The 18,759-nt window shown below is 42.0% G+C and carries 17 protein-coding genes; 8 read left to right on the forward strand and 9 right to left on the reverse strand.

The features are described from left to right. The first annotated feature begins 33 nt into the window (after nucleotides 1-33). The 3 genes from OFO01_RS05810 (at nucleotide 34) to OFO01_RS05820 (ending at nucleotide 3,054) form a co-directional block, all read left to right on the forward strand. A complete protein-coding gene (locus OFO01_RS05810) occupies nucleotides 34-960 on the forward strand; it encodes an aspartate carbamoyltransferase catalytic subunit (protein WP_270859259.1) in 927 nt (308 codons plus the stop codon). After that, on the forward strand, nucleotides 960-2,240 hold the full coding sequence (locus tag OFO01_RS05815) for a dihydroorotase (RefSeq protein WP_270859260.1): 1,281 nt from the start codon (nucleotides 960-962) through the stop codon (nucleotides 2,238-2,240). Before OFO01_RS05810 ends, OFO01_RS05815 begins: the two co-directional genes overlap by 1 nt. 100 nt (nucleotides 2,241-2,340) lie before the next feature. After that, nucleotides 2,341-3,054: a metallophosphoesterase gene (locus OFO01_RS05820; protein WP_270859261.1), complete on the forward strand. Its 714-nt coding sequence runs from the start codon at nucleotides 2,341-2,343 to the stop codon at nucleotides 3,052-3,054. 607 nt (nucleotides 3,055-3,661) lie between these two features. Here OFO01_RS05820 and aqpZ read toward each other — a convergent pair. Further along, the gene (gene aqpZ / locus OFO01_RS05825) at nucleotides 3,662-4,336 is read right to left on the reverse strand and encodes an aquaporin Z (protein ID WP_270859262.1); all 675 of its coding nucleotides are present in this window, start codon (nucleotides 4,334-4,336) and stop codon (nucleotides 3,662-3,664) included. A gap of 133 nt (nucleotides 4,337-4,469) precedes the next feature. Here aqpZ and OFO01_RS05830 point away from each other — a divergent pair, with 133 nt between their 5' ends. Both OFO01_RS05830 and OFO01_RS05835 read left to right on the forward strand, forming a co-directional pair. Then, nucleotides 4,470-5,087: an MBL fold metallo-hydrolase gene (locus OFO01_RS05830; RefSeq protein ID WP_270859263.1), complete on the forward strand. Its 618-nt coding sequence runs from the start codon at nucleotides 4,470-4,472 to the stop codon at nucleotides 5,085-5,087. 107 nt (nucleotides 5,088-5,194) lie between these two features. Further along, nucleotides 5,195-6,004 (forward strand): hypothetical protein, encoded by an 810-nt coding sequence (locus tag OFO01_RS05835; RefSeq protein WP_270859264.1) that lies wholly within the window; start codon nucleotides 5,195-5,197, stop codon nucleotides 6,002-6,004. Between the two features lie 114 nt (nucleotides 6,005-6,118). Here the strand turns inward: OFO01_RS05835 and OFO01_RS05840 are convergent, their stop codons facing one another. Continuing rightward, entirely contained in the window at nucleotides 6,119-6,484 is a 366-nt protein-coding gene (locus OFO01_RS05840; RefSeq protein ID WP_270859265.1) for a diacylglycerol kinase, read from the reverse strand. A gap of 70 nt (nucleotides 6,485-6,554) precedes the next feature. On the opposite strand from OFO01_RS05840, the gene OFO01_RS05845 reads away from it, so the two are divergent. The 3 genes from OFO01_RS05845 to OFO01_RS05855 all read left to right on the forward strand — a co-directional run bounded on the left by OFO01_RS05845 (nucleotide 6,555) and on the right by OFO01_RS05855 (nucleotide 10,036). Further along, the gene (locus OFO01_RS05845) at nucleotides 6,555-7,313 is read left to right on the forward strand and encodes an exodeoxyribonuclease III (RefSeq protein ID WP_270859266.1); all 759 of its coding nucleotides are present in this window, start codon (nucleotides 6,555-6,557) and stop codon (nucleotides 7,311-7,313) included. A 22-nt stretch (nucleotides 7,314-7,335) separates the two neighbouring features. Further along, nucleotides 7,336-9,003, forward strand: coding sequence for a formate--tetrahydrofolate ligase (locus OFO01_RS05850; protein WP_270859267.1), 1,668 nt, complete (start codon nucleotides 7,336-7,338; stop codon nucleotides 9,001-9,003). A gap of 409 nt (nucleotides 9,004-9,412) precedes the next feature. Beyond that, on the forward strand, nucleotides 9,413-10,036 hold the full coding sequence (locus tag OFO01_RS05855; RefSeq protein ID WP_270859268.1) for a hypothetical protein: 624 nt from the start codon (nucleotides 9,413-9,415) through the stop codon (nucleotides 10,034-10,036). Between the two features lie 233 nt (nucleotides 10,037-10,269). On the opposite strand, the gene OFO01_RS05860 is transcribed toward OFO01_RS05855, so the two are convergent. The 7 genes from OFO01_RS05860 to OFO01_RS05890 are packed head-to-tail and all read right to left on the reverse strand — an operon-like array spanning nucleotide 10,270 to nucleotide 18,746. After that, nucleotides 10,270-10,629 carry a hypothetical protein gene (locus OFO01_RS05860; RefSeq protein ID WP_270859269.1) on the reverse strand — a complete coding sequence of 120 codons (360 nt, stop codon included), beginning with the start codon at nucleotides 10,627-10,629 and terminating at the stop codon, nucleotides 10,270-10,272. Further along, nucleotides 10,626-12,587 (reverse strand): FAD-dependent 5-carboxymethylaminomethyl-2-thiouridine(34) oxidoreductase MnmC, encoded by a 1,962-nt coding sequence (mnmC, locus tag OFO01_RS05865; RefSeq protein WP_270859270.1) that lies wholly within the window; start codon nucleotides 12,585-12,587, stop codon nucleotides 10,626-10,628. Before mnmC ends, OFO01_RS05860 begins: the two co-directional genes overlap by 4 nt. After that, nucleotides 12,587-14,065: an N-acetylmuramoyl-L-alanine amidase gene (locus OFO01_RS05870; RefSeq protein WP_270859271.1), complete on the reverse strand. Its 1,479-nt coding sequence runs from the start codon at nucleotides 14,063-14,065 to the stop codon at nucleotides 12,587-12,589. Before OFO01_RS05870 ends, mnmC begins: the two co-directional genes overlap by 1 nt. Further along, nucleotides 14,049-15,137 carry a nitronate monooxygenase gene (locus tag OFO01_RS05875; protein WP_270859272.1) on the reverse strand — a complete coding sequence of 363 codons (1,089 nt, stop codon included), beginning with the start codon at nucleotides 15,135-15,137 and terminating at the stop codon, nucleotides 14,049-14,051. The genes OFO01_RS05870 and OFO01_RS05875 overlap by 17 nt, the downstream gene beginning before the upstream one ends. Continuing rightward, a complete protein-coding gene (tyrS, locus tag OFO01_RS05880; protein WP_270859273.1) occupies nucleotides 15,137-16,342 on the reverse strand; it encodes a tyrosine--tRNA ligase in 1,206 nt (401 codons plus the stop codon). The genes OFO01_RS05875 and tyrS overlap by 1 nt, the downstream gene beginning before the upstream one ends. Before the next feature lie 15 nt (nucleotides 16,343-16,357). After that, a complete protein-coding gene (locus OFO01_RS05885; protein WP_270859274.1) occupies nucleotides 16,358-18,550 on the reverse strand; it encodes a RelA/SpoT family protein in 2,193 nt (730 codons plus the stop codon). Further along, nucleotides 18,528-18,746, reverse strand: coding sequence for a DNA-directed RNA polymerase subunit omega (locus OFO01_RS05890; protein WP_270859275.1), 219 nt, complete (start codon nucleotides 18,744-18,746; stop codon nucleotides 18,528-18,530). The genes OFO01_RS05885 and OFO01_RS05890 overlap by 23 nt, the downstream gene beginning before the upstream one ends. Nucleotides 18,747-18,759 lie beyond the last annotated feature (13 nt).

Genomic DNA, 18,759 nt, shown 5'->3' on the forward strand with positions numbered 1-18,759 from the left:
ACAGCGAAAATTTTAACCATTTTAGGAGGCAAAATGTATAAATTAAAGCACCTGCTTAGCACGCAAGATTTAAGCGCAGATGATATTTACGATTTCATCGCTTTGGCGAAGGATTTTAAGGCCCTAAACCGCTCAGATATCAAAAAATCAGACTCTTTGCGCGGAAAAACCGTGATTAATGCTTTTTTTGAAAATTCCACTAGAACGCGCATTTCCTTTGAAATCGCTGCCAAACGCCTTGGCGCGGACGCTATAAATTTCAGCGCAGGTTCAAGTAGCACCAAAAAGGGCGAAACTCTAATCGATACGATAAAAAATATGCAAGCCATGCGCAGTGATATTTTTGTCGTGCGCCACGCAAGTAGTGGTGCTGCGAAATTTATCGCCTCTAACTGCGACGCCTCGATTGTAAATGCAGGAGACGGACTAAACGAGCACCCTACACAAGCGCTTTTGGATTTGCTCACAATCCACGAAGCCAAGGGCAAATTTGATGGGCTTGAAGTCGCTATTATCGGCGATATTTTCCGCTCTCGCGTGGCTAGATCTGATGCGTGGGCGATGAAAAAACTAGGCATAAATGTCAGACTCTTTGGTCCTCCGATGATGCTAAGAGACTGCGAGGCGTTTGGGTGCAGGATTTGCAAAAGCGTCGAGGAAGCAATCGAAGGCGCAGATGTGATAATAATGCTAAGAATTCAATTAGAGCGCCAAGACGGCGAGCCAAGCTTTCCAAGCGTTAGGGAGTATAGTAAATTTTTTGGATTAACTGCTAAGCGTATGCAGGTAGCCAAAGAGGGTGTGATTATCATGCACCCAGGTCCGATAAATCGTGGCGTGGAGATTAACTCAGATGTCGCGGACGATCCGCGATTTACCTGCATTCTCGATCAGGTCGAAAACGGTGCAGCCATGCGTATGGCGGTGCTTCACACAATAAATTTAAATAGGAGCTTGTAATGAAAATTTTAATCAAAAATGGCACCGTTATTAACCACGACAGAAGCGAAAAGATAAATGTTTTAATAGAAAATGACCAAATTTCAGCACTTACAAAGGACGAGCCAAGCGCAGATAAAATCATCGACGCGACTGGCAAGCTTGTCATGCCGGGGCTAATTGATATGCATGTGCATTTTAGAGATCCGGGTTTTGAGTATAAAGATGATGTCATCACTGGTAGCGAAACAGCCGTAGCAGGGGGCGTAACGACCGCTATGCCTATGGCAAATACAAACCCGGTAAATGATAATTCTGCAATCACAAAGGCAATGATTAAAAAAGCGCGCGATAGGGGGCTAATCGATCTGCTTCCAATCGGAGCGATTTCACAGGATTGCAAAGGGGCGAAAATCGTCGAAATGGGCGATATGATCGAGGCTGGGTGCGTGGCATTTAGCGATGATGGACTTCCGGTTACCGATAGTTCAGTCATGCGACAAGCCCTCGAATACTCGGCGCATTTTGGCTCTTTTGTCATAAATCACAGCGAGGATTGCTCGCTTTGTCATGGTGGAGTGATGAACGAGGGTAGGGTGAGCGCGCTACTAGGGCTTAAAGGCATGGCGAGCGAAAAAGAGGAGATTATGGTTTCGCGCGATATTTTGCTTGCTAAAAAAACGGGCGGACACCTGCATGTGGCGCATGTAAGCTCGGCGTGGTCGCTAAAACTCATCGAACAAGCCAAAAAAGAAGGCATAAATGTAACCTGCGAAGTTACGCCACACCACTTCACTTATGATGAGAGCGAACTTATGGGCTATGATACGAATTTTAAAATGTCCCCGCCACTTCGCACGAACGCCGATGTAGAGGCTATGCGAGATGGCTTAAAAAACGGCTTAATCGATGTTATCGCCACAGACCATGCACCGCACAGCTGGGACGATAAATTTGTCGAGTTTGACAAGGCTCCGTTTGGGATTTTAGGGCTTCAAACGCTCGTGCCTTTGACGCTAAAATTAGTTGATGAGGGCGTGATTGATTATGAAAAAATGGTAGCTCTCACCTCGTATAATCCAGCCCAAATTTTAAAACTCTCTGACAAAGGCGAAATCGCTGTCGGAAAGCTAGCCGATATCGCTATAATCGACCCTGAGCTAAGATACACTTACGACGCGAAACTCAACAAGTCAAAATCGTGCAATTCGCCACTTTTTGGCAAAGAGCTAAAAGGTGCGTGCGTGCTAACGATAAAAAGCGGAAAAGTAGTGTTTGACTTCCCAAATGTGGTAGCGTAAATTTCAAATTTAACCCAAATTTGGGTTAAATTTGACCTTTTTTAAATTTTAAATTTTAAAAATTCTAATATAATTCTTTTAAAAATTCAAAGGTAAATTTATGCAAAATATCTACATTATCGGCGATGTGCATGGTTGCTACGAGAGTTTAATGGCGCTGATTGCGCGCTTGCCGGCGAAATTTGATAGCAAAATTTGCTTCGTGGGCGATTTGTGCGATCGCGGCCCTCAGAGCGCCAAAGTCATCGAGTTTGTGCGCTCGCACGGCTATGACTGCGTGCGCGGAAACCACGAGCGCAGATTTTTGCTAGCAAAATCCAGCGCGCAAAGGTGCGTGAGAGACCGCGAAATCGTAATTGGCGCAAGCGATGATATCAACTGGATTGCCAAAAGTGGTGGCAGCGATACGATGAAATCGTATTTTGCGCCCGAATTTAGCGCGCTTTTAAACGAGCATTTAGAGTATTTGCAAAGCTTGCCCGTGTTTTTGCAATACGACATTTTCGACGAAAATTCTCGCTCTCTCGTGGTCTCGCACTCGGCTGTGGGAAATATGTGGAAGCTTCGTGACTTCGTGGCGGTAAAGGACGATTTTGAGGCGCATGTGTTGAGCGGGCGCGACGATTTTACCGATAATGCGGGCATTTTCAATGTCTATGGCCACACGCCACAAGATGAGCCATTTATCAATGATTACAGCGCGAATATCGATTTGGGCTGTGTTTTTAAAAAGCGCGGTTACAAAAACGCCCGCCTTTGCGCTATGGAATTCCCCTCTAAGCGACTTTTTATCCAAGATTGCATTGATTTTTAAAATTTGCTTTTTAAAATTTGCTTTTTAAATTTCCGCTTCGCAACTCCCAAACACTGCCCCGAAATTTTAAACTCATAGATTGCTTCGAATTTGCTACGCAAATTCTCGCAATGACAAATCAAGCGTAAATTTTGCCTAATTTGTTATTGCGAGGAGCTGTTTTACAGCGACGAAGCAATCTACGAATTTAAAATTCCTTGCGCTAAATTCGCTGTCATTGCGAGCTTTCGCAGAAAGCGAAGCAATCCAGAGAAATTTAAATTCAAAATTATACTTAAATTTAGCATTGAATTATTTTTTAAATTTTAGGCAAAATTTTGCTTTTCTCGTAAGGGGGAAGGGGGCTTGAATTGCGAGGTCGCTCCCCTTCCCCCTTACAAACCCCCAACCCCCGACGACGCTTTACAAGGTGGCTAAATTTAGAAAAACTTCGTTTTTCTAAATTTAGCTGGTTTTATTTTACGGAAATGCTTCGCATTTCTTTGCGATTTCGGTGCAGTGTTTTTGAATTTGCGAAGCGGAAATTTAAGAATTTAAAGAATTTAAAAAGCCCCTTGCGAAAATTCACAAGGGGCGAGGCGAAATTTACGCCAAATTTAGCGAAATTTTACTCTTTTTCCAAAAAAGTTTTATAGATAATTCCGCCGATTGCGCCACCGATGATTGGCGCTACCCAAAACAGCCATAACTCGCTAAGCGCCCAGCCACCTTGGAAAAGTGCCACGCCAGTTGATCGGGCAGGATTAACTGAGGTGTTTGTAACTGGGATTGAGATTAGGTGGATTAGGGTGAGGGCTAAACCGATTGCAATCGGTGCGAAGCCACTTGGCGCGCGCTTATTTGTCGCTCCCATGATGACGATTAGGAAAAACGCAGTAAGCAGGGTTTCTGCGATTAGCGCGCTTAGCATTGAATATCCGTTTGGTGAGTGTTCGCCGTATCCGTTGGTCGCAAATCCTGCGCTGATGTCAAATCCAGCCTTTCCGCTTGCGATTAGATATAGCGCACCGCCTGCTGCTATCGCGCCTAGCACTTGCGCGATGACATAGCCTGCTAATTCGCTAGCTTTAAATCTGCCACCGCATAGCAAGCCCACTGAAACTGCTGGGTTAAAATGTCCCCCGCTAATGTGTCCAAATGCGTAAGCACCGCTTAGCACGGTCAAACCAAAGGCGATTGACACGCCAACAAATCCGATATTGTATGCGGCGAAAATCGCGCTTCCGCAACCGCCAAATACTAGCCAAAATGTGCCAAGAAACTCGGCCAAAAGCTTTTTCATAAGCTCTCCTTTGAAAAAATTTGCAAAAGCGCGTATTTTACTCCGTTTTGGTAAATCAAGGATAATTTTTGGCTAAATTTAATGGCTGGTTAAATTTAAGAGCGTAAAATTTGGAGAAATTCAAGGAGAAAACATGGTTTTATGCGTGGAAGTGGCAGGTTATATCAGCGAGAATTGCTATTTTTTTATCGACGAGGCGAGTGGAGCAGGGTTTGTAATCGACCCTGGGGCGCAAGCGGACAAGCTTTTGGGGATTATAAAAGAGAGAAATTTCAAAATCGAAAAAATTTTGCTCACTCACGGACATTTCGATCACATTGGCGCAGCTAGCGAGCTCTCGCGGGCTTTGGACGCGCCGATACTCGCGCACGAAAACGCAGGTGTGTATCTGGGCGAGCCAGACTATAATCTATCGAATTTCACGGGCGAAGAGATAATCATAGATGATTTCACGCCCCTAAAAGATGGCGAAATGGTCGCGCTAGCTAGCGGGGCGTGCGAGTTAGCTGTGATTTATGCGCCAGGGCATACGAGTGATAGCGTGGTGTTTTATAGTAAGGGGCAAAATTTGGCGTTTTGTGGGGATTTGATTTTTCGCGCGGGCTTTGGGCGCACGGATTTGCCGGGCGGGGATAATAGCGCGCTAAAAGCTAGCATAGAGGGCAAGATTTTTACCCTGCCAGATGATGTGGTTTTATACTCGGGACATGGAGAGCCCACGAGCGTCGGGGCAGAAAGGGCGAGGTTTTAGCGAAATTTTCGTTGATTTTACATGTAAAGAAATGCGAAGCATTTCGTGGCAATCGCCAAAAGTAAAATAACAAATTTGCAAAGAAATTTTTATAAAAAGAAATAAAAGTGAAAAATTTATTTAAAAAATTGTTCGATACCAAATTTAAAAAAATAAGTTGGTTTGTTGCAATTATAACGATTATTTTATGTCTTGGTTTTATTAGAATTGTGCCAAATTATTCTAAAAAATACGACTTTGAAATAGTGAGTTTGTGGGATTACAACAAATATAATCGGGGCTATTGTTTAGTAGAAAATAGGATTTTAGATAAAGAAGAGTTGTATAAAAGAGCCGTTGTGGAATATTTAAAGAAAGAATTAGAAATAGAAAATAAATTAGACGAATATAGAATTAAGACACTAGGTAAAAATAAGCGAGCAAATAGTATAGATATAGGGTATTATAAATTTGACGATGATATAAATTTAGATAATTGGATTTATAAATTAAAAGAAGCATACGATAATAGGGATATTTATGCAGATAGCGTTGCAGGAGATTTAATTTTAAATATATTAAAAGCCACGCAAATAGACCCAAACCAATATATATCGGTAAATTTAAAAGAGATGACGGCAGGTTTTGCAAGACCGATTTTTTTCTCTGAGTATTTTGGTCGTAATCGTGTTTTATTAGACAATTTTATATTATTATGTGAAGATGACATTATTGATATTTTTAATGGTTATTCACTTTTTGGTTATATTGGCGATAAATTTAAAGATAAAAATATTATAGGAAACGAGTTAAAAAAATATAAATACAAACAAAAATGCAATCTAAAATATTCAAAAAAAATAGATAATTGCGGACATTTAGATTATGGCGATATGGAAAAAATATTTTTAGAACAAAAAGAATATTTATTTGGCTAATATGCAATAAACTAATTTTAAAGTCGTAGATTGCCACGAATTTTGCTAACGCAAAATTCTCGCAATGACAAATTAGGCGTAAAAATTTTAAATTTTAAAATTTCGGTGCAGTGTTTAGCCAAAAATTTTACCGCAAATCGCACATACCCACAGGGCGAAATTTAGGCTTAGAGTGAGCATTACAGCGGTGCTGGCGGTATCTTTGGCGGCCCCTGCAAGCGGGTGAAAATCGGGGCTTGCTAAATCAACCACGCGCTCGATTGATGAGTTTATGCACTCGACAACCAGCGTAAAAACCGCGCCAAAAACCAAAGCCAAATTCCAAACTAAGCCAAAATTCCAAAAAAATAGCGAAACCAAAAGTGGCGCAAAAACAAAAATTTCTAGCCGAAAACTTCGCTCACTACGCCAAATTTCAACTAGCCCCGCCAAAGCATAACCCCAGTTTGCGAAAAATTTGTATTTTGGCTGATTTCTCATTTTTTTCCTTTTAAATTTTAGTTAAATTTAGGCATAATCATAGCCAAATTTTGATAATTAAAGGGTAAAAATGAAGCTAATGAGCTGGAATGTAAATGGGCTTAGAGCCGTGCTTGGCAAGGGCGCATTTGCATGGCTTGATGATGAAAAGCCCGATTTTTTGGGCTTGCAAGAGATAAAAGCGAGCGCAGAAAATATCCCAAAAGAGCTTTATGAGCTGGGATTTTCGCAGATTGATACGAACTCAGCCACGCGCGCTGGGTATTCTGGCGTGGCAAGCCTAGCTAAATTTGCTAGCAAGGTTAGCAAATGCAACTTCGCTAGCGACGATGAGGGGCGGGTTTTGGAGCATAGATTTGGCGATGTGGTGCTACTAAATATCTACTTCCCAAACGGCCAAAAGGACGATGAGCGTCTAGCTTATAAGATGAAATTTTACGCTGATTTTTTGCGCTATATCGACGAGTTGGTCGCGCAGGGGCTTGGCGTGATATTTTGTGGCGATGTCAATACCGCTCACAGGGAAATTGATCTAGCAAATCCAAAGGCAAATTCGAAAATTTCTGGCTTTTTGCCTATCGAGCGGGCGTGGATCGATGAGGTGATAAATCACGGATTTGTTGATACTTTCCGCGAAATTCATGGCGATGAAAAAAATGCGTATTCGTGGTGGAGTTATAGATTTAATGCACGCGCTAAAAATGTCGGCTGGCGGATTGATTATTTTTTTATCTCGCAAAATTTGCGTTCGCGCCTCAAAGACGCCTTTATCCGCGCTGATATCACAGGTAGCGACCACTGCCCAATCGGCATTGAGATTGATTTGTAAAATTTAAATTTAAGGGGAAAAAATGTTAAGCGATATCGAAATTACGCACAATGCGAAGCTTAAAAAAATCACAAAAATCGGCAAAAAACTAGGTTTGAAAAAAGATGAAATCGAGCCTTATGGATTTTATAAGGCAAAAATTCCGGGGCGCGAGTATAGCACGCACGGCGAAAAAGGCGCACACAGCGCAAAGCTGATTTTAGTTACTGCCATTAGTCCTACGCCTTATGGCGAGGGCAAAACCACGACCTCAATCGGTCTAGCTGACGCGATAAAATCTCTTGGCAAAAGCGTGGCTTTGGCACTTCGTGAGCCCTCTCTGGGTCCAGTATTTGGCATAAAAGGTGGCGCAGCAGGTGGGGGATACTCGCAACTCGCACCCATGGAAGAGTTAAATTTGCATTTCACGGGCGATTTTCACGCCATTACTAGCGCAAATAATCTAATCAGCGCGATTATCGACAATTCGATTTATCAAGGAAATCCGCTAAAAATCAAAACCGTGCTTTGGAAGCGTTGCATGGATATGAACGATCGCGCACTGCGCCAAATCACCGTAGGGCAGGGCGGTAAATTTGACGGCGTAGAGCGCAAAGACGGCTTTAATATCACCGCAGCTAGCGAGATTATGGCGATTTTGTGTTTGTCGAAAAATTTGGCAGATTTGAAGGAAAATATCGCAAATATCATGGTGGCTTACGATGAAGATGATAAGCCGATTTTCGTGCGGGATTTGGGTTGCGAGCAGGCTGTGGGCGTGCTTTTAAAAGAGGCAATTAAGCCAAATTTATTCCAAAGTATCGAGCATACGCCTACTTTCGTGCATGGCGGGCCTTTTGCCAATATCGCTCACGGGTGCAACTCGATAATCGCTACAAAAACGGCGATGAGCCTAGCTGATTTTGTCGTGACAGAGGCTGGATTTGGCTCTGAGCTTGGCGCGCAAAAATTCCTCGATATCAAATGTCCGCGCGCAGGTATCGCCCCTGATGCGGTGGTTTTGGTGGCTACGATTCGTTCGCTCAAATACAATGGCGGCGCAGCCAAAGATGAAATCACTAAGCCAAATTTAGAAGCGCTTATGGTGGGAATCGAAAATTTAGGCGGACATATTGAAATTTTGCAAAATTTCGGTCTAAATCCGATTGTCGCACTGAATAAATTTAGTTTTGATAGCGACGAAGAAATCGAGTTCGTGCGCAACTACTGCACCGCGCGCAGTGTAAAAATGGCGGTTTGCGAGAATTTCGCCAAAGGCTCAGTTGGGGCGACGGATTTGGCAAAACTAGTCCTTGCCGAGTGCAAAATCCTAAAAAATATCAACTACACTTACGATAAAACCGACGATATTAAGACCAAAATCGAAAAAATCGCTACTAAAATTTACGGCGCGAAAGAGGTTGTTTTTGAAGAGGCCGCACTTAGGGCGTTGGAGCAAATTCGCGCGCTTGGGCTTGAAAATTATGATGTGTGTATCGCCAAGACGCAGTATAGTTTCAGCGACGATGAAAAGGCACTGGGTCGCGCGTGCGGGTTTAGCCTACGGGTCAAAGATTTGCAGATTCGCACGGGGGCTAAGTTTATCGTGGCTGTGGCTGGCAAAATCATGCTAATGCCGGGACTTTCCAAACACCCTAGCGCGCTGGATATGAAAATCAGCGATGATGGCGTAATTAGCGGGTTATCATAACCCGCTAGCGGGGCTTTTAAAACACTGCGCCGAAATTTGCAAATTATGCAAATTTGTTCGCCATTGTCATTACGAGATGACGAAGTCGTCGAAGCAATCTACGAGTGAAAATTACCAAAGCGCGAATTTAGTTTCATTGCGAGTGCATACCACGCGCGCCAATCAGTAAAATTTAAATTCAAAATTCAACCTAAATTTTGCATTGAACGATTTTTTAAATTTAGGCAGATAGTCAAAATTCATTTCTGAATTAAAATTTATTAGAATTTCTCTAGATTGCTTTGTAATGGAAATAGTTAGTATAAAATTTTACTTTTTAGAGGAATTAAACCGAAAATTATTAAGTTATTTACCGTTTGTTTTTTTTTTTTTTTGTTAGACTTTAAAAATTTTACTTTTGGAGTTTTTTATGGAAATAATTCATGGTTATTGCGAACAATTAGCTATGACTACTTTATCGCGCACTAGTGTTAGTGTATCATATTCGTCACAGAGTGTTTCAAGTAGTACTTATGAAACTGATAGATATTATTTTAAAATTAATGGGATTAGTGTGTTTAGGGAAGGTTCTGGTTATATAGAAGAGGGCGATTTTCTTATAATGTATGGCTGTAAATATGATGATGGATTATGGCGCCCAAAATTTATAATTAATTGTGATAAAATTTGGTCGAATATAGATGACAAAGATATAAATAGTGTAAATAAAAAATACTCTACGATAGAAATATTGGGCAATGGTAGCATTATTAATGGGATTTTTGCTTTATGTGTTTTAATTGTTTATTTTATTCTTGGAATATATGGATTGATTGAGTTGCTGATGCATCCAAAGGATTATAGTTATGGGATGTGGTTTGTGTGTCTTTTAGGCGTAATAAGTTTGCCATTGTGTAAATTTACTTTATACGCTACTAATTATAAAAACCTCAAACAAAAACAAGATATTATAAGAAAAATGTTAGAATTACTTGGTCGATATAAACAAGGAGAATTTGACTATGAATACGAATATGATGAAGATGATGAATAATAATGAAAATTTTATAAATTTTGTTAAAACAGGACATTAATTTTTAGACTTATAGATTGCCACGCGCGCGGTGCGCGCTCGCAATGACAAATCATGCGCCAAAAACGCCTTTTTAACAAGGCAAAATTTCGGGGCAGGGTTTGGGGGTTGCGCCAGCGAAATTGGGAAATTTTAAAATTTCAAATTCGCCAAATTTAAAATTTATCAAAATTTATTTTTGAATTAAAATTTAACTATTCTTCGGTTTTGTAAATTTTATTCGAAAATCTGCGGTGTTTGATCTGCAAATAGAGCACAAAAACGATAAACAAAATTGCCGTTGCGATGATATAGTAGCGGTTTTTAAAGATTATCGCGCCGTTTATGAGCCCAGAAAAAAGTGCTAAAACCACGGCTGTGAGAAACGGAAAGCGCACGGCGTCCTTTTCTTTGATTGCGATTATCACAAGCGCAAGGGCAAAAAGCGCGGTATTTAGCAAAATAGCTAAAATTTTAATCTCGGCAAACAAATTTGGATTTGTCCTCGAAATGCCGTAAAGTGCGAGTGCGCCGAGGGCAAAAAGGATTAGAATTATTAGGATTAGTTTTTTCATTTGATAAGTCCTTTTTTGAGTTTGCGAATCAAAAAGCGCGATGGCATTAGCTCGTTTGCGATCGAGCGTGGCACGCAAAGCGGGCGAGAAAGTGCATAATCGCATATAAGCTCCGCGCCCAAAACTGCGGTGCTTAGCCCGTGTGCGCCGTGCGCTGTGTTAAGGTATAAATTTGGGATAAATTTGGCGCGTCTGGCGGATTTTTTGTTTTTGCTCCATGGCAGATCCTTGAAATCTCGCGCCAGACTTTCTGGCTCGCACACTGGGCCAATTAGCGGAAATCTATCGCCACTATATCCTCTGTATCCGACCTTAGAGCCGATGATTTTGGCCTTTTTGCTCAAAAACTCGCCGACGCTTTCTAGATTTTTGACATCGTCGATTGCTCTTGCTTCGTCGTGGTAGCACTTCCTATCGTAAGTCGCGCCGATGAGTTGCTTTTTGCCCACGGCTGGGCAGATGTAGCCAGAGGCACTGAGTGGAAATTTGGTTTTGATTAGCGGGCGAATTAGCGTGGTTTGACCGCGAACGGAGCTGATTTGCACGCTAGGATCTAGGTTAAATTTGGTATCTTGCGATACTGCGCCGCGACCGAAAAATTCCTCGCTCTCGCTTCCTGCGCAAAGGACTAAAATATCGCAAAATAGGCTTGCGCGATCTTTTAAAATCACTTCGAATTTATCATTTTGCTTTTTGAAATTTAGCATTTCGTGGTTAAATTTGACGCCGAGTTTTTTGGCGAAATGTTTGCAGAGCTTGTGCGGGTGGGCTAGGACGGCGTTTTTTATCATTATGCTTGGATATGGTTTTGAGTGCGCTTTAAATTCGTAAATTTCAGGGTTTCCTGCGCTTTGATACCTTGCTAAAAGCTCGCTATCATAGGCAAAATCCTGCGCCCCAAGCAGGCTAGCTAGCTTTTTGGGAGCGTGTTTGGCATAAAAGCTAAGAGCCAAATCAAATGCGTGTATGTGCATTTCTCCAAGCTTCACGCCCTCTTTGGTGATCAGCGGGGCGCACACACCTGTGAAATTCCCGCTACCATTTAGCCCAGCTTCGCTTCTTTTGTCTATCACGCTGACGCTAAAACCTGCCTTTTTAAGCTTAAAAGCCGTGCAAAGCCCAGCAATTCCTGCTCCCACGACAATCGCTGTGGGGGTTTGCGCCTGCGGTGCGGTGTTTTCGTCGTATGAATTAGGGTCGTATAGGCAGTGCGTGGCGGATAAATCGGCGAAATTTGAAAACTGTATTGGCAAAATTTCTGGGTAATTTCTGGCAAAATAAAAATTTTTTACTTCATCATCTTCGCGCAAAAATTTCGCTCTAATCATGTGGCGTTTGGTGTCGAATCCGTCTGTTTTCTCGACGAAAAACCCTGCTTCGCGCAGTGATTTTGCCACCCAGCCAGCGCTTGTGTATGTCGCTAAAATCGCGCCCTTTTTGCAAAGTGGTGTAAGGGCGGCAAAAATCTCTTTGCTCCAAATGGTTTCGTTTTTCGCAGGTGAAAATCCGTCTAAAAACCACGCATCGGCCTTGAAATCAAGCTCATTGATTAGCTCACTAGCCTCGCCAATACAAAGATCAAGCGTGATTTTTTTGGAAAAATTTATGCGGTGGATTCCCTTGGTAAGGGGCGGGAGTTTTTTGATTAAAATTTTAGAAACTGATGAGAGTTCGCTAAATTTCGCCCAAATTTGGGCTAATTCGTCCTTGCTAAGCGGATTTTTTTCGATTGAGACAAAGTGTAGGCGTTTGTTAAATTTAAGCGCCTTTTTTGCGCAGAGCAAAAAGTTGCGCCCCACGCCAAATCCTAGCTCGCCGACGATGATAGGCGCATTGCTCGCAAACGCCGTATCCAGCGCGCTTATAAAGACATATTCACTCTCGCCAAGAGGATTTTTGAAATTAAAATAAAAATCCTCGTAAATTTCACTAAATGGTGCATCGTTGATAAATTTCATCACTTATTCTTTTGAAAATACGCATCTACGCCGTTTGCGATACCTTGGGCTATGCGGTCTTGGTATGCAGAGGTGCCTAGGTTTTTGCCCTCACTTGGGTGTGAGATATAGCCCATTTCTACGAGCACAGCTGGCATTGTAGCCCCCACTAGCACCCAAAACGGCCCCTCTCTGACACCGCCGTCTTTGCTTTTGTAACTTTTTTGGACGGAATTTAACATATAGCTTTGAATATCGATTGCAAGTTTATTTGAGGCGATGATTTTTTCTCTATTTAAGAAATTTAAAAATGTCTCTTGCGAAAAGGCGTTCATATCCTCCATGTCGCCTTGGTTTTCAAATGCTGCGACATTTTTGCTACGCTCTGATTTGGCTGGGCTTAAAAAAAATGTCTCCACGCCACTGAAATTTGGCGCTTGTTTGGCATTTGGCGCGGCGTTTGCATGCACCGAGATAAACATATCGGCATTTTTTTTGTTGGCGAAAGCTGTGCGGGATTTGAGGTTGATAAATACATCGTTGCTTCTGGTATAAAGCACCTTGTAACCGCGTTTTTGAAGCAGTGCGCCAAGTTTTTTGGAGGTTGCAAGAACGATAGTTTTTTCCTTCAAACCATTTCCGATAGCGCCACTATCTTTGCCGCCATGACCTGGGTCTATGACGATTAGTTTGCCTTTTGTAGATTTGTAAATTTTATTCGTTCCGCTTGCCTCGCTTTTGGCTGAATTTACCTGAGTAGCTTTTGCGCTAGTTTGCGCTGGCATAGCGATTTTAGTCCCTGCTTTGGCGATGATTAGCTCATTGCCAAAAATTTCAATCTTTGGGTTGAATTTTTGGTTGTGATTTAGCACGACGCGGGCGATTTTGTCGTTATACTGCGAAGTGCGAACTTCATCTACGAAACTGCCCGTTAATCTCGTGGTGTGTGAGCTGTTTTTGGCGTTGAAGTCTAGGACATAGCGATAAACTTTATCTTTGTTAATTACGAAATTTTTATACTCGCTGTGGTCTAAATCTCTATTAAATTTCACCCTGACGCTATTTTCATCGCTACTGATTGATTGCAAAATCAAGGGCTTTGATTTGTCGATTTTCGTGCTATTTGGCGTGATTTTGCCTGAGTTTAAAAACTCCAAATCAGCCTTGCTTAAAGTTTTTTTAGCGTCCGTGATAGATGGCTTGTAATCGGCCTTGGCGCCTAGTTTTTCTAGCTCGGATTTATACACAGAGTAGTTTGAATACCCCAGCACCTCGCTACTATAAGTTAGCCGTTTTAGGACGCTAATTTTGGTTTTTTTATCTTTATTTGAAGTGGCGGAATAAATTTTTTTAAGCTCGCTGTGAAGCTCTTTTTTTGCGGTTTTGCTAGCACTGACATAGTTTTTGTCAAAATTCGCAAAAACGCTACTGGCGTTCGCGCCAAATGCGAAACTTACGCTAAAAACAATAGCGCATAAAATTTTAACTATCTTCGCCATTTACGAGTTTTTCCATTAATTCTTTTACAGAAATGATTTCATTTAGCTTCCAGCCGTTCGCGCCTGTGAAAAACAGCCCGCTCTCTTGTCTGCCAAGATAAGCATCGCTTAGGCGATCTGCTATGCAGTATCCGACGAGTTTGGCGCCTTTGCCACGCTCGCAAGGTGCCACGCAGTTGCTAACGCATGAGATTTTCGGTGCGCTTCCAGCAGCAATCATATCTTGCAAATTCGTATGAATTCCGCGCGCAGGGTAGCCTACTGGGGATTTTAGAAGTTTGATATCTTCTTTTGTGGCTTTTAGTAAGACCTCTTTAAATTTCTCGTGGGCGTCGCACTCAAATGTCCCGATAAATCTAGTGCCCATTTGAACGCCGTTTGCACCAAGACTTTTGGCTTTATCTATATCGTTTTTGTCCCAAATTCCACCTGCTGCAAATAGCGGGAATTCTCCCCAGCTATCGATTTCGGCTCTTACTTGCGGGATTAATTTTTCTAGCTGATACTCTGGGTCAGTGCATTGCTCGTAGGTAAAGCCCTGATGACCGCCACTTAGTGGGCCTTCTAGCACGACGCCATCAGGCAGGCGGTTGTATCTGCCACTCCAACGCTTGGCTATGATTTTTAGAGCCTTGGCAGATGAAACGATAGGCATGAGAGCCACATCTGGGAAATCGGCGGTAAATTCAGGCAAATTCGTAGGAAGTCCAGCCCCGCTGATGATGATATTTATCCCAGCTTCGCAAGAATCCTTTACAATGCGCTCATAATCATTAGCCGCGCACATGATATTCATCGCTAGTGGTGCGTCGCCACAGATTTCGCGAGCGTTTTTTACTATTTGAGTAAGGGCTTTTTTGTTATAAAAATTTAGCGAAGAAAATGGTCTATCGTGGATACACTTTTCCGAAAATTTAAGGTCGTCATAATATCCAGTCCCTACCGAGCTAATCACGCCCAAACCGCCATTTAAGCTGACATTTCCAGCTAGCTTGTCCCAGCTAATCCCTAGCCCCATTCCGCCTTGGATAATAGGGTGTTTGATCTCGTATTTGCCGATTTTAACGCTCATTATCTTACCTTTAATTTAGCAAATTTTTTCTTTCCTACTTGTAAGGTGTATTCGCCAGCACTTAGTTGGAGTTGCTCGTCTGAAATTTTGGTCTGATCGACGCTGACGGCGTTTGATTTGATTAGGCGTCTTGCGTCCGAGCTAGAAGTGGCTAGCTTGCAAATAAGTAGAGCTTTGACGATCCACGCTGGCGCTGAAACGCTAAATTCAGGGATTTCTGCTGGAAGCTCGTTTCCGCCATGAACTCTATCGAATTCCTCTTTTGCCTCTAATGCGACATCTTCATCGTAAAATCTCGTAACGATTTCTGTGGCAAGCTCCTCTTTTACGGCTTTTGGATGCACAGCTTCATCTGCTACGAATTGTTTGATTAGTGCGATATCTTCGTTGCTTTTTTGTGATAGTAGATTATACCAATCCCACATCAAATCATCGCTGATACTCATTACCTTGCCATACATATCGTTTGGAGCGTCTGTTACGCCGATATAATTTCCTAGGCTCTTGCTCATTTTATTTACCCCGTCAGTGCCTACGAGAAGTGGCATCATAACGACGGCTTGTTCTTTGCCTACATTATAAACTCTTTGGAGTTGGCGTCCCATAAGAAGGTTAAATTTTTGATCAGTGCCGCCAAATTCGATATCGCATTTCATACATACGCTATCATAGCCTTGCAAAAGCGGGTATAAAAATTCGCTAATGCTAATTGGCATTTCGGCCTTGTAGCGTTTCTCGAAATCATCTCTTTCTAGCATTCTGGCTACATTAAATGTGCTTGATAGCTCGATTACACCGCTAGCACCTAAGCGATTTGTCCATTCGGAGTTGAACATTACCTTTGTTTTTTCTGGGTCTAAAATTTTAAAAACTTGCTCTTCGTAGGTTTTGGCATTTTGCATTACGACATGGTGAGGAAGTTTTTTTCTAGTTTCGCTTTTGCCTGTTGGATCGCCGATTTGAGCTGTGAAATCACCGATCAAAAACTGTACGATTGCGCCGTGTTGTTGCAAAAATGCGAGTTTATTTAGCACGACAGTGTGTCCTAGGTGTAGATCTGGCGCAGTCGGATCCATGCCGATTTTTACCAAAAATGTTTCGCCACTCTCGTAAAATTTAGTAATCAAAGCTTCAATTTGCTCTTCGCCTATTATCTCGCTTACTCCGCGTTTGAAATTTGCCATTATATCTTTAATGTCAGCCATTTATTCTCCCTTTTATTAGTTTTTATACACATCATCTAATGATATAAAATCAGCGATTTTATATCTATTTTTTAATCTGTCTTTGATATAAGTGTGGTCTAAATTTTCGTTTAATTCTATAATGATTTCGAAAAAATCAGACACAGCTTCGTTGTTTTCGTTCAAATTTATAGAAACTAAATCGACGCTTAGTTTAGCCAAATATGTTAAAAACTCAGCCAGTGAGCCCCGTTTGTTTTCGATATTTAGTATGATTTTATACCTGTGTGGCGCGTTTCGCGTCCATTTGACGAAAATCATCTCATCGCTTTTCATCAAATTTGCCGCTCTTTCGCAAAGCTTGTGATGAACCGTGACATTGTGTCCGTTGCGAAATCCGATGATATCGTCCCCGCGCTTAGGATTACAGCAGTAATCAAACTCTACTTCGTTGATTTTGTAGTTTGAATACACCACGATATTGTCGAATTTTTGCTTTTCGACGCTGTATTTATCGCGGAATTTCATATTGAAAAGCTTCTCTTTGAGCGGGTATTTTTTCAGCGCATTTACGACATCTTTCAAAAATACCGAATCATAGCTTGCTTTGCCGACTTTTTTGATTAAATTTTCTTTTTCTACCCAGTTTATCACGCTCTCTTCGGTCGTGGCGAAAATCGCACTTAAAATTTTAATCGCTACTTCTTGATTTACATCGCGAATTTTTTGTTTGCAAAATGCCTTGATTGTGGCTCTTGCTTTTCCTGTTTTGACAGAATTTAGCCAACTACAACGATAGTGCGGGTTGTTTCCTGTGATGATATGGACGATATCGCCGTTTTGAAGCTCGGTTAGAAGCGGGACCTTTATGCGATTGACAAAGGCTTCGACGGCTTTAAGACCGACTTGTGAGTGTATTTCATAAGCGTAATCAAGCGCAGTCGCACCTCGTGGGAGCGTGAAAATTCCGCCCTTTGGCGAATATACTGCGATATCCTCGATATATAGGCTATCTTTGGCATATTCGTATAAATCATCAGCGTTTGAATCATCGGCTTCTTGCAAGCCAATATCGCTAATCCAATCAAGCTTAGGATTTAGCGAGCCTGAGTATTTGTATTTCCAGTGCGCAGCCACGCCAAGCTCGGCTGTGTTGTGCATCTCTGTGGTGCGGATTTGGACCTCGACTATCATGCTGTCGTTAAAAACGGTCGTGTGAATCGTCTGGTAGCCGTTTTGTTTAGGTAGGGCGATATAGTCTTTAAATCTCGAAATCAAGGGGTTAAATTTGGTATGGATTACGCCAAGAGCTAGATAGCAATCCATCGGCTTTTGCACGATTATGCGGATAGCTAGCAAATCCAAAACCTCTTCAATCGAAATGCCCTTTCTTTGCATTTTTAGGTAAATTGAATAGTAATGCTTCATACGCTTTTGAATTTCAAAGCTATTTTCGCTAAATCCGTTTGTAAGCAGATACTCGCTAATCGTTTCGCTAAATTTGCTTAAATTTATTTGGAGCTGTTGTTTATGCTCTTCGACATAGTTTGCGATTGTGGCGTATTCTTTTGGCATTACATATTTGAAACTTAGATCTTCTAAGATATTTTTAATCGATGAAATTCCAAGCCTGTGCGCGATTGGCGCATAAACTAGAAGCGTCTCTTCGCCTATGCGTTTTTGCTTATCTGGGCGGAGTGCTTCTAGGGTTAGCATATTATGGAGCCTATCGCAGAGTTTGACCACCAAAACGCGCTGATCTTCGATAGAGATCATCAGCATTTTGCGAAATGTCAGAGCTGTGGTGCGAAGCTTAGCGTTTTTATCGCCAGAAGGGGCTAGTTTATCCTCGCGGATATTTACGATTTTTGTCATACCCTCTACGATTTTTGCGACATCTTCGCCAAATCTATCCCCGACTTGCTCGGTGCTAAAATCCGTATCCTCGACCACATCGTGCAAAAGCGCAGAAATGACCATAGCGTCATCACCGCCCATAAACGCGACGAAACACGCTACCAAAATCGGGTGGATTGCGTATGGTTCGCCACTTTTGCGAAACTGACCCTCATGCTGCGTAACGCATAAATTTATCGCATCTACAAGTAGCGGGGTCGGCTCTTTTAGGCTATAAAGTAGCCGTTTGGCGTCCTCGATCTCTTTTGTTTCGACAATATCTTCGATAAGGCTTTCTAAATAGCCGTCACTAATCCTTGTCAATGATTCCATCTAGGGTAATCTTACCTTCTGCTAATTCTAAAATCGCAATATCTGCAAATTTCATATTGCGTGTGTCGATGTTTTCGACAAGTGGAGTTGCCCCAGCGGCAAGCTCTTCTGTGCGTTTAGTAGTCATTAGTGATAGCTTGTAGCGATCGCCACCTGTGACTTTCAACGCTTTTGCTATGATTTGTTCTGTTCTCATTAATTCTCCTTTT

The sequence above is a fragment of the Campylobacter sp. JMF_01 NE2 genome (assembly GCF_027737365.1).
Lineage (GTDB): Bacteria > Campylobacterota > Campylobacteria > Campylobacterales > Campylobacteraceae > Campylobacter_B.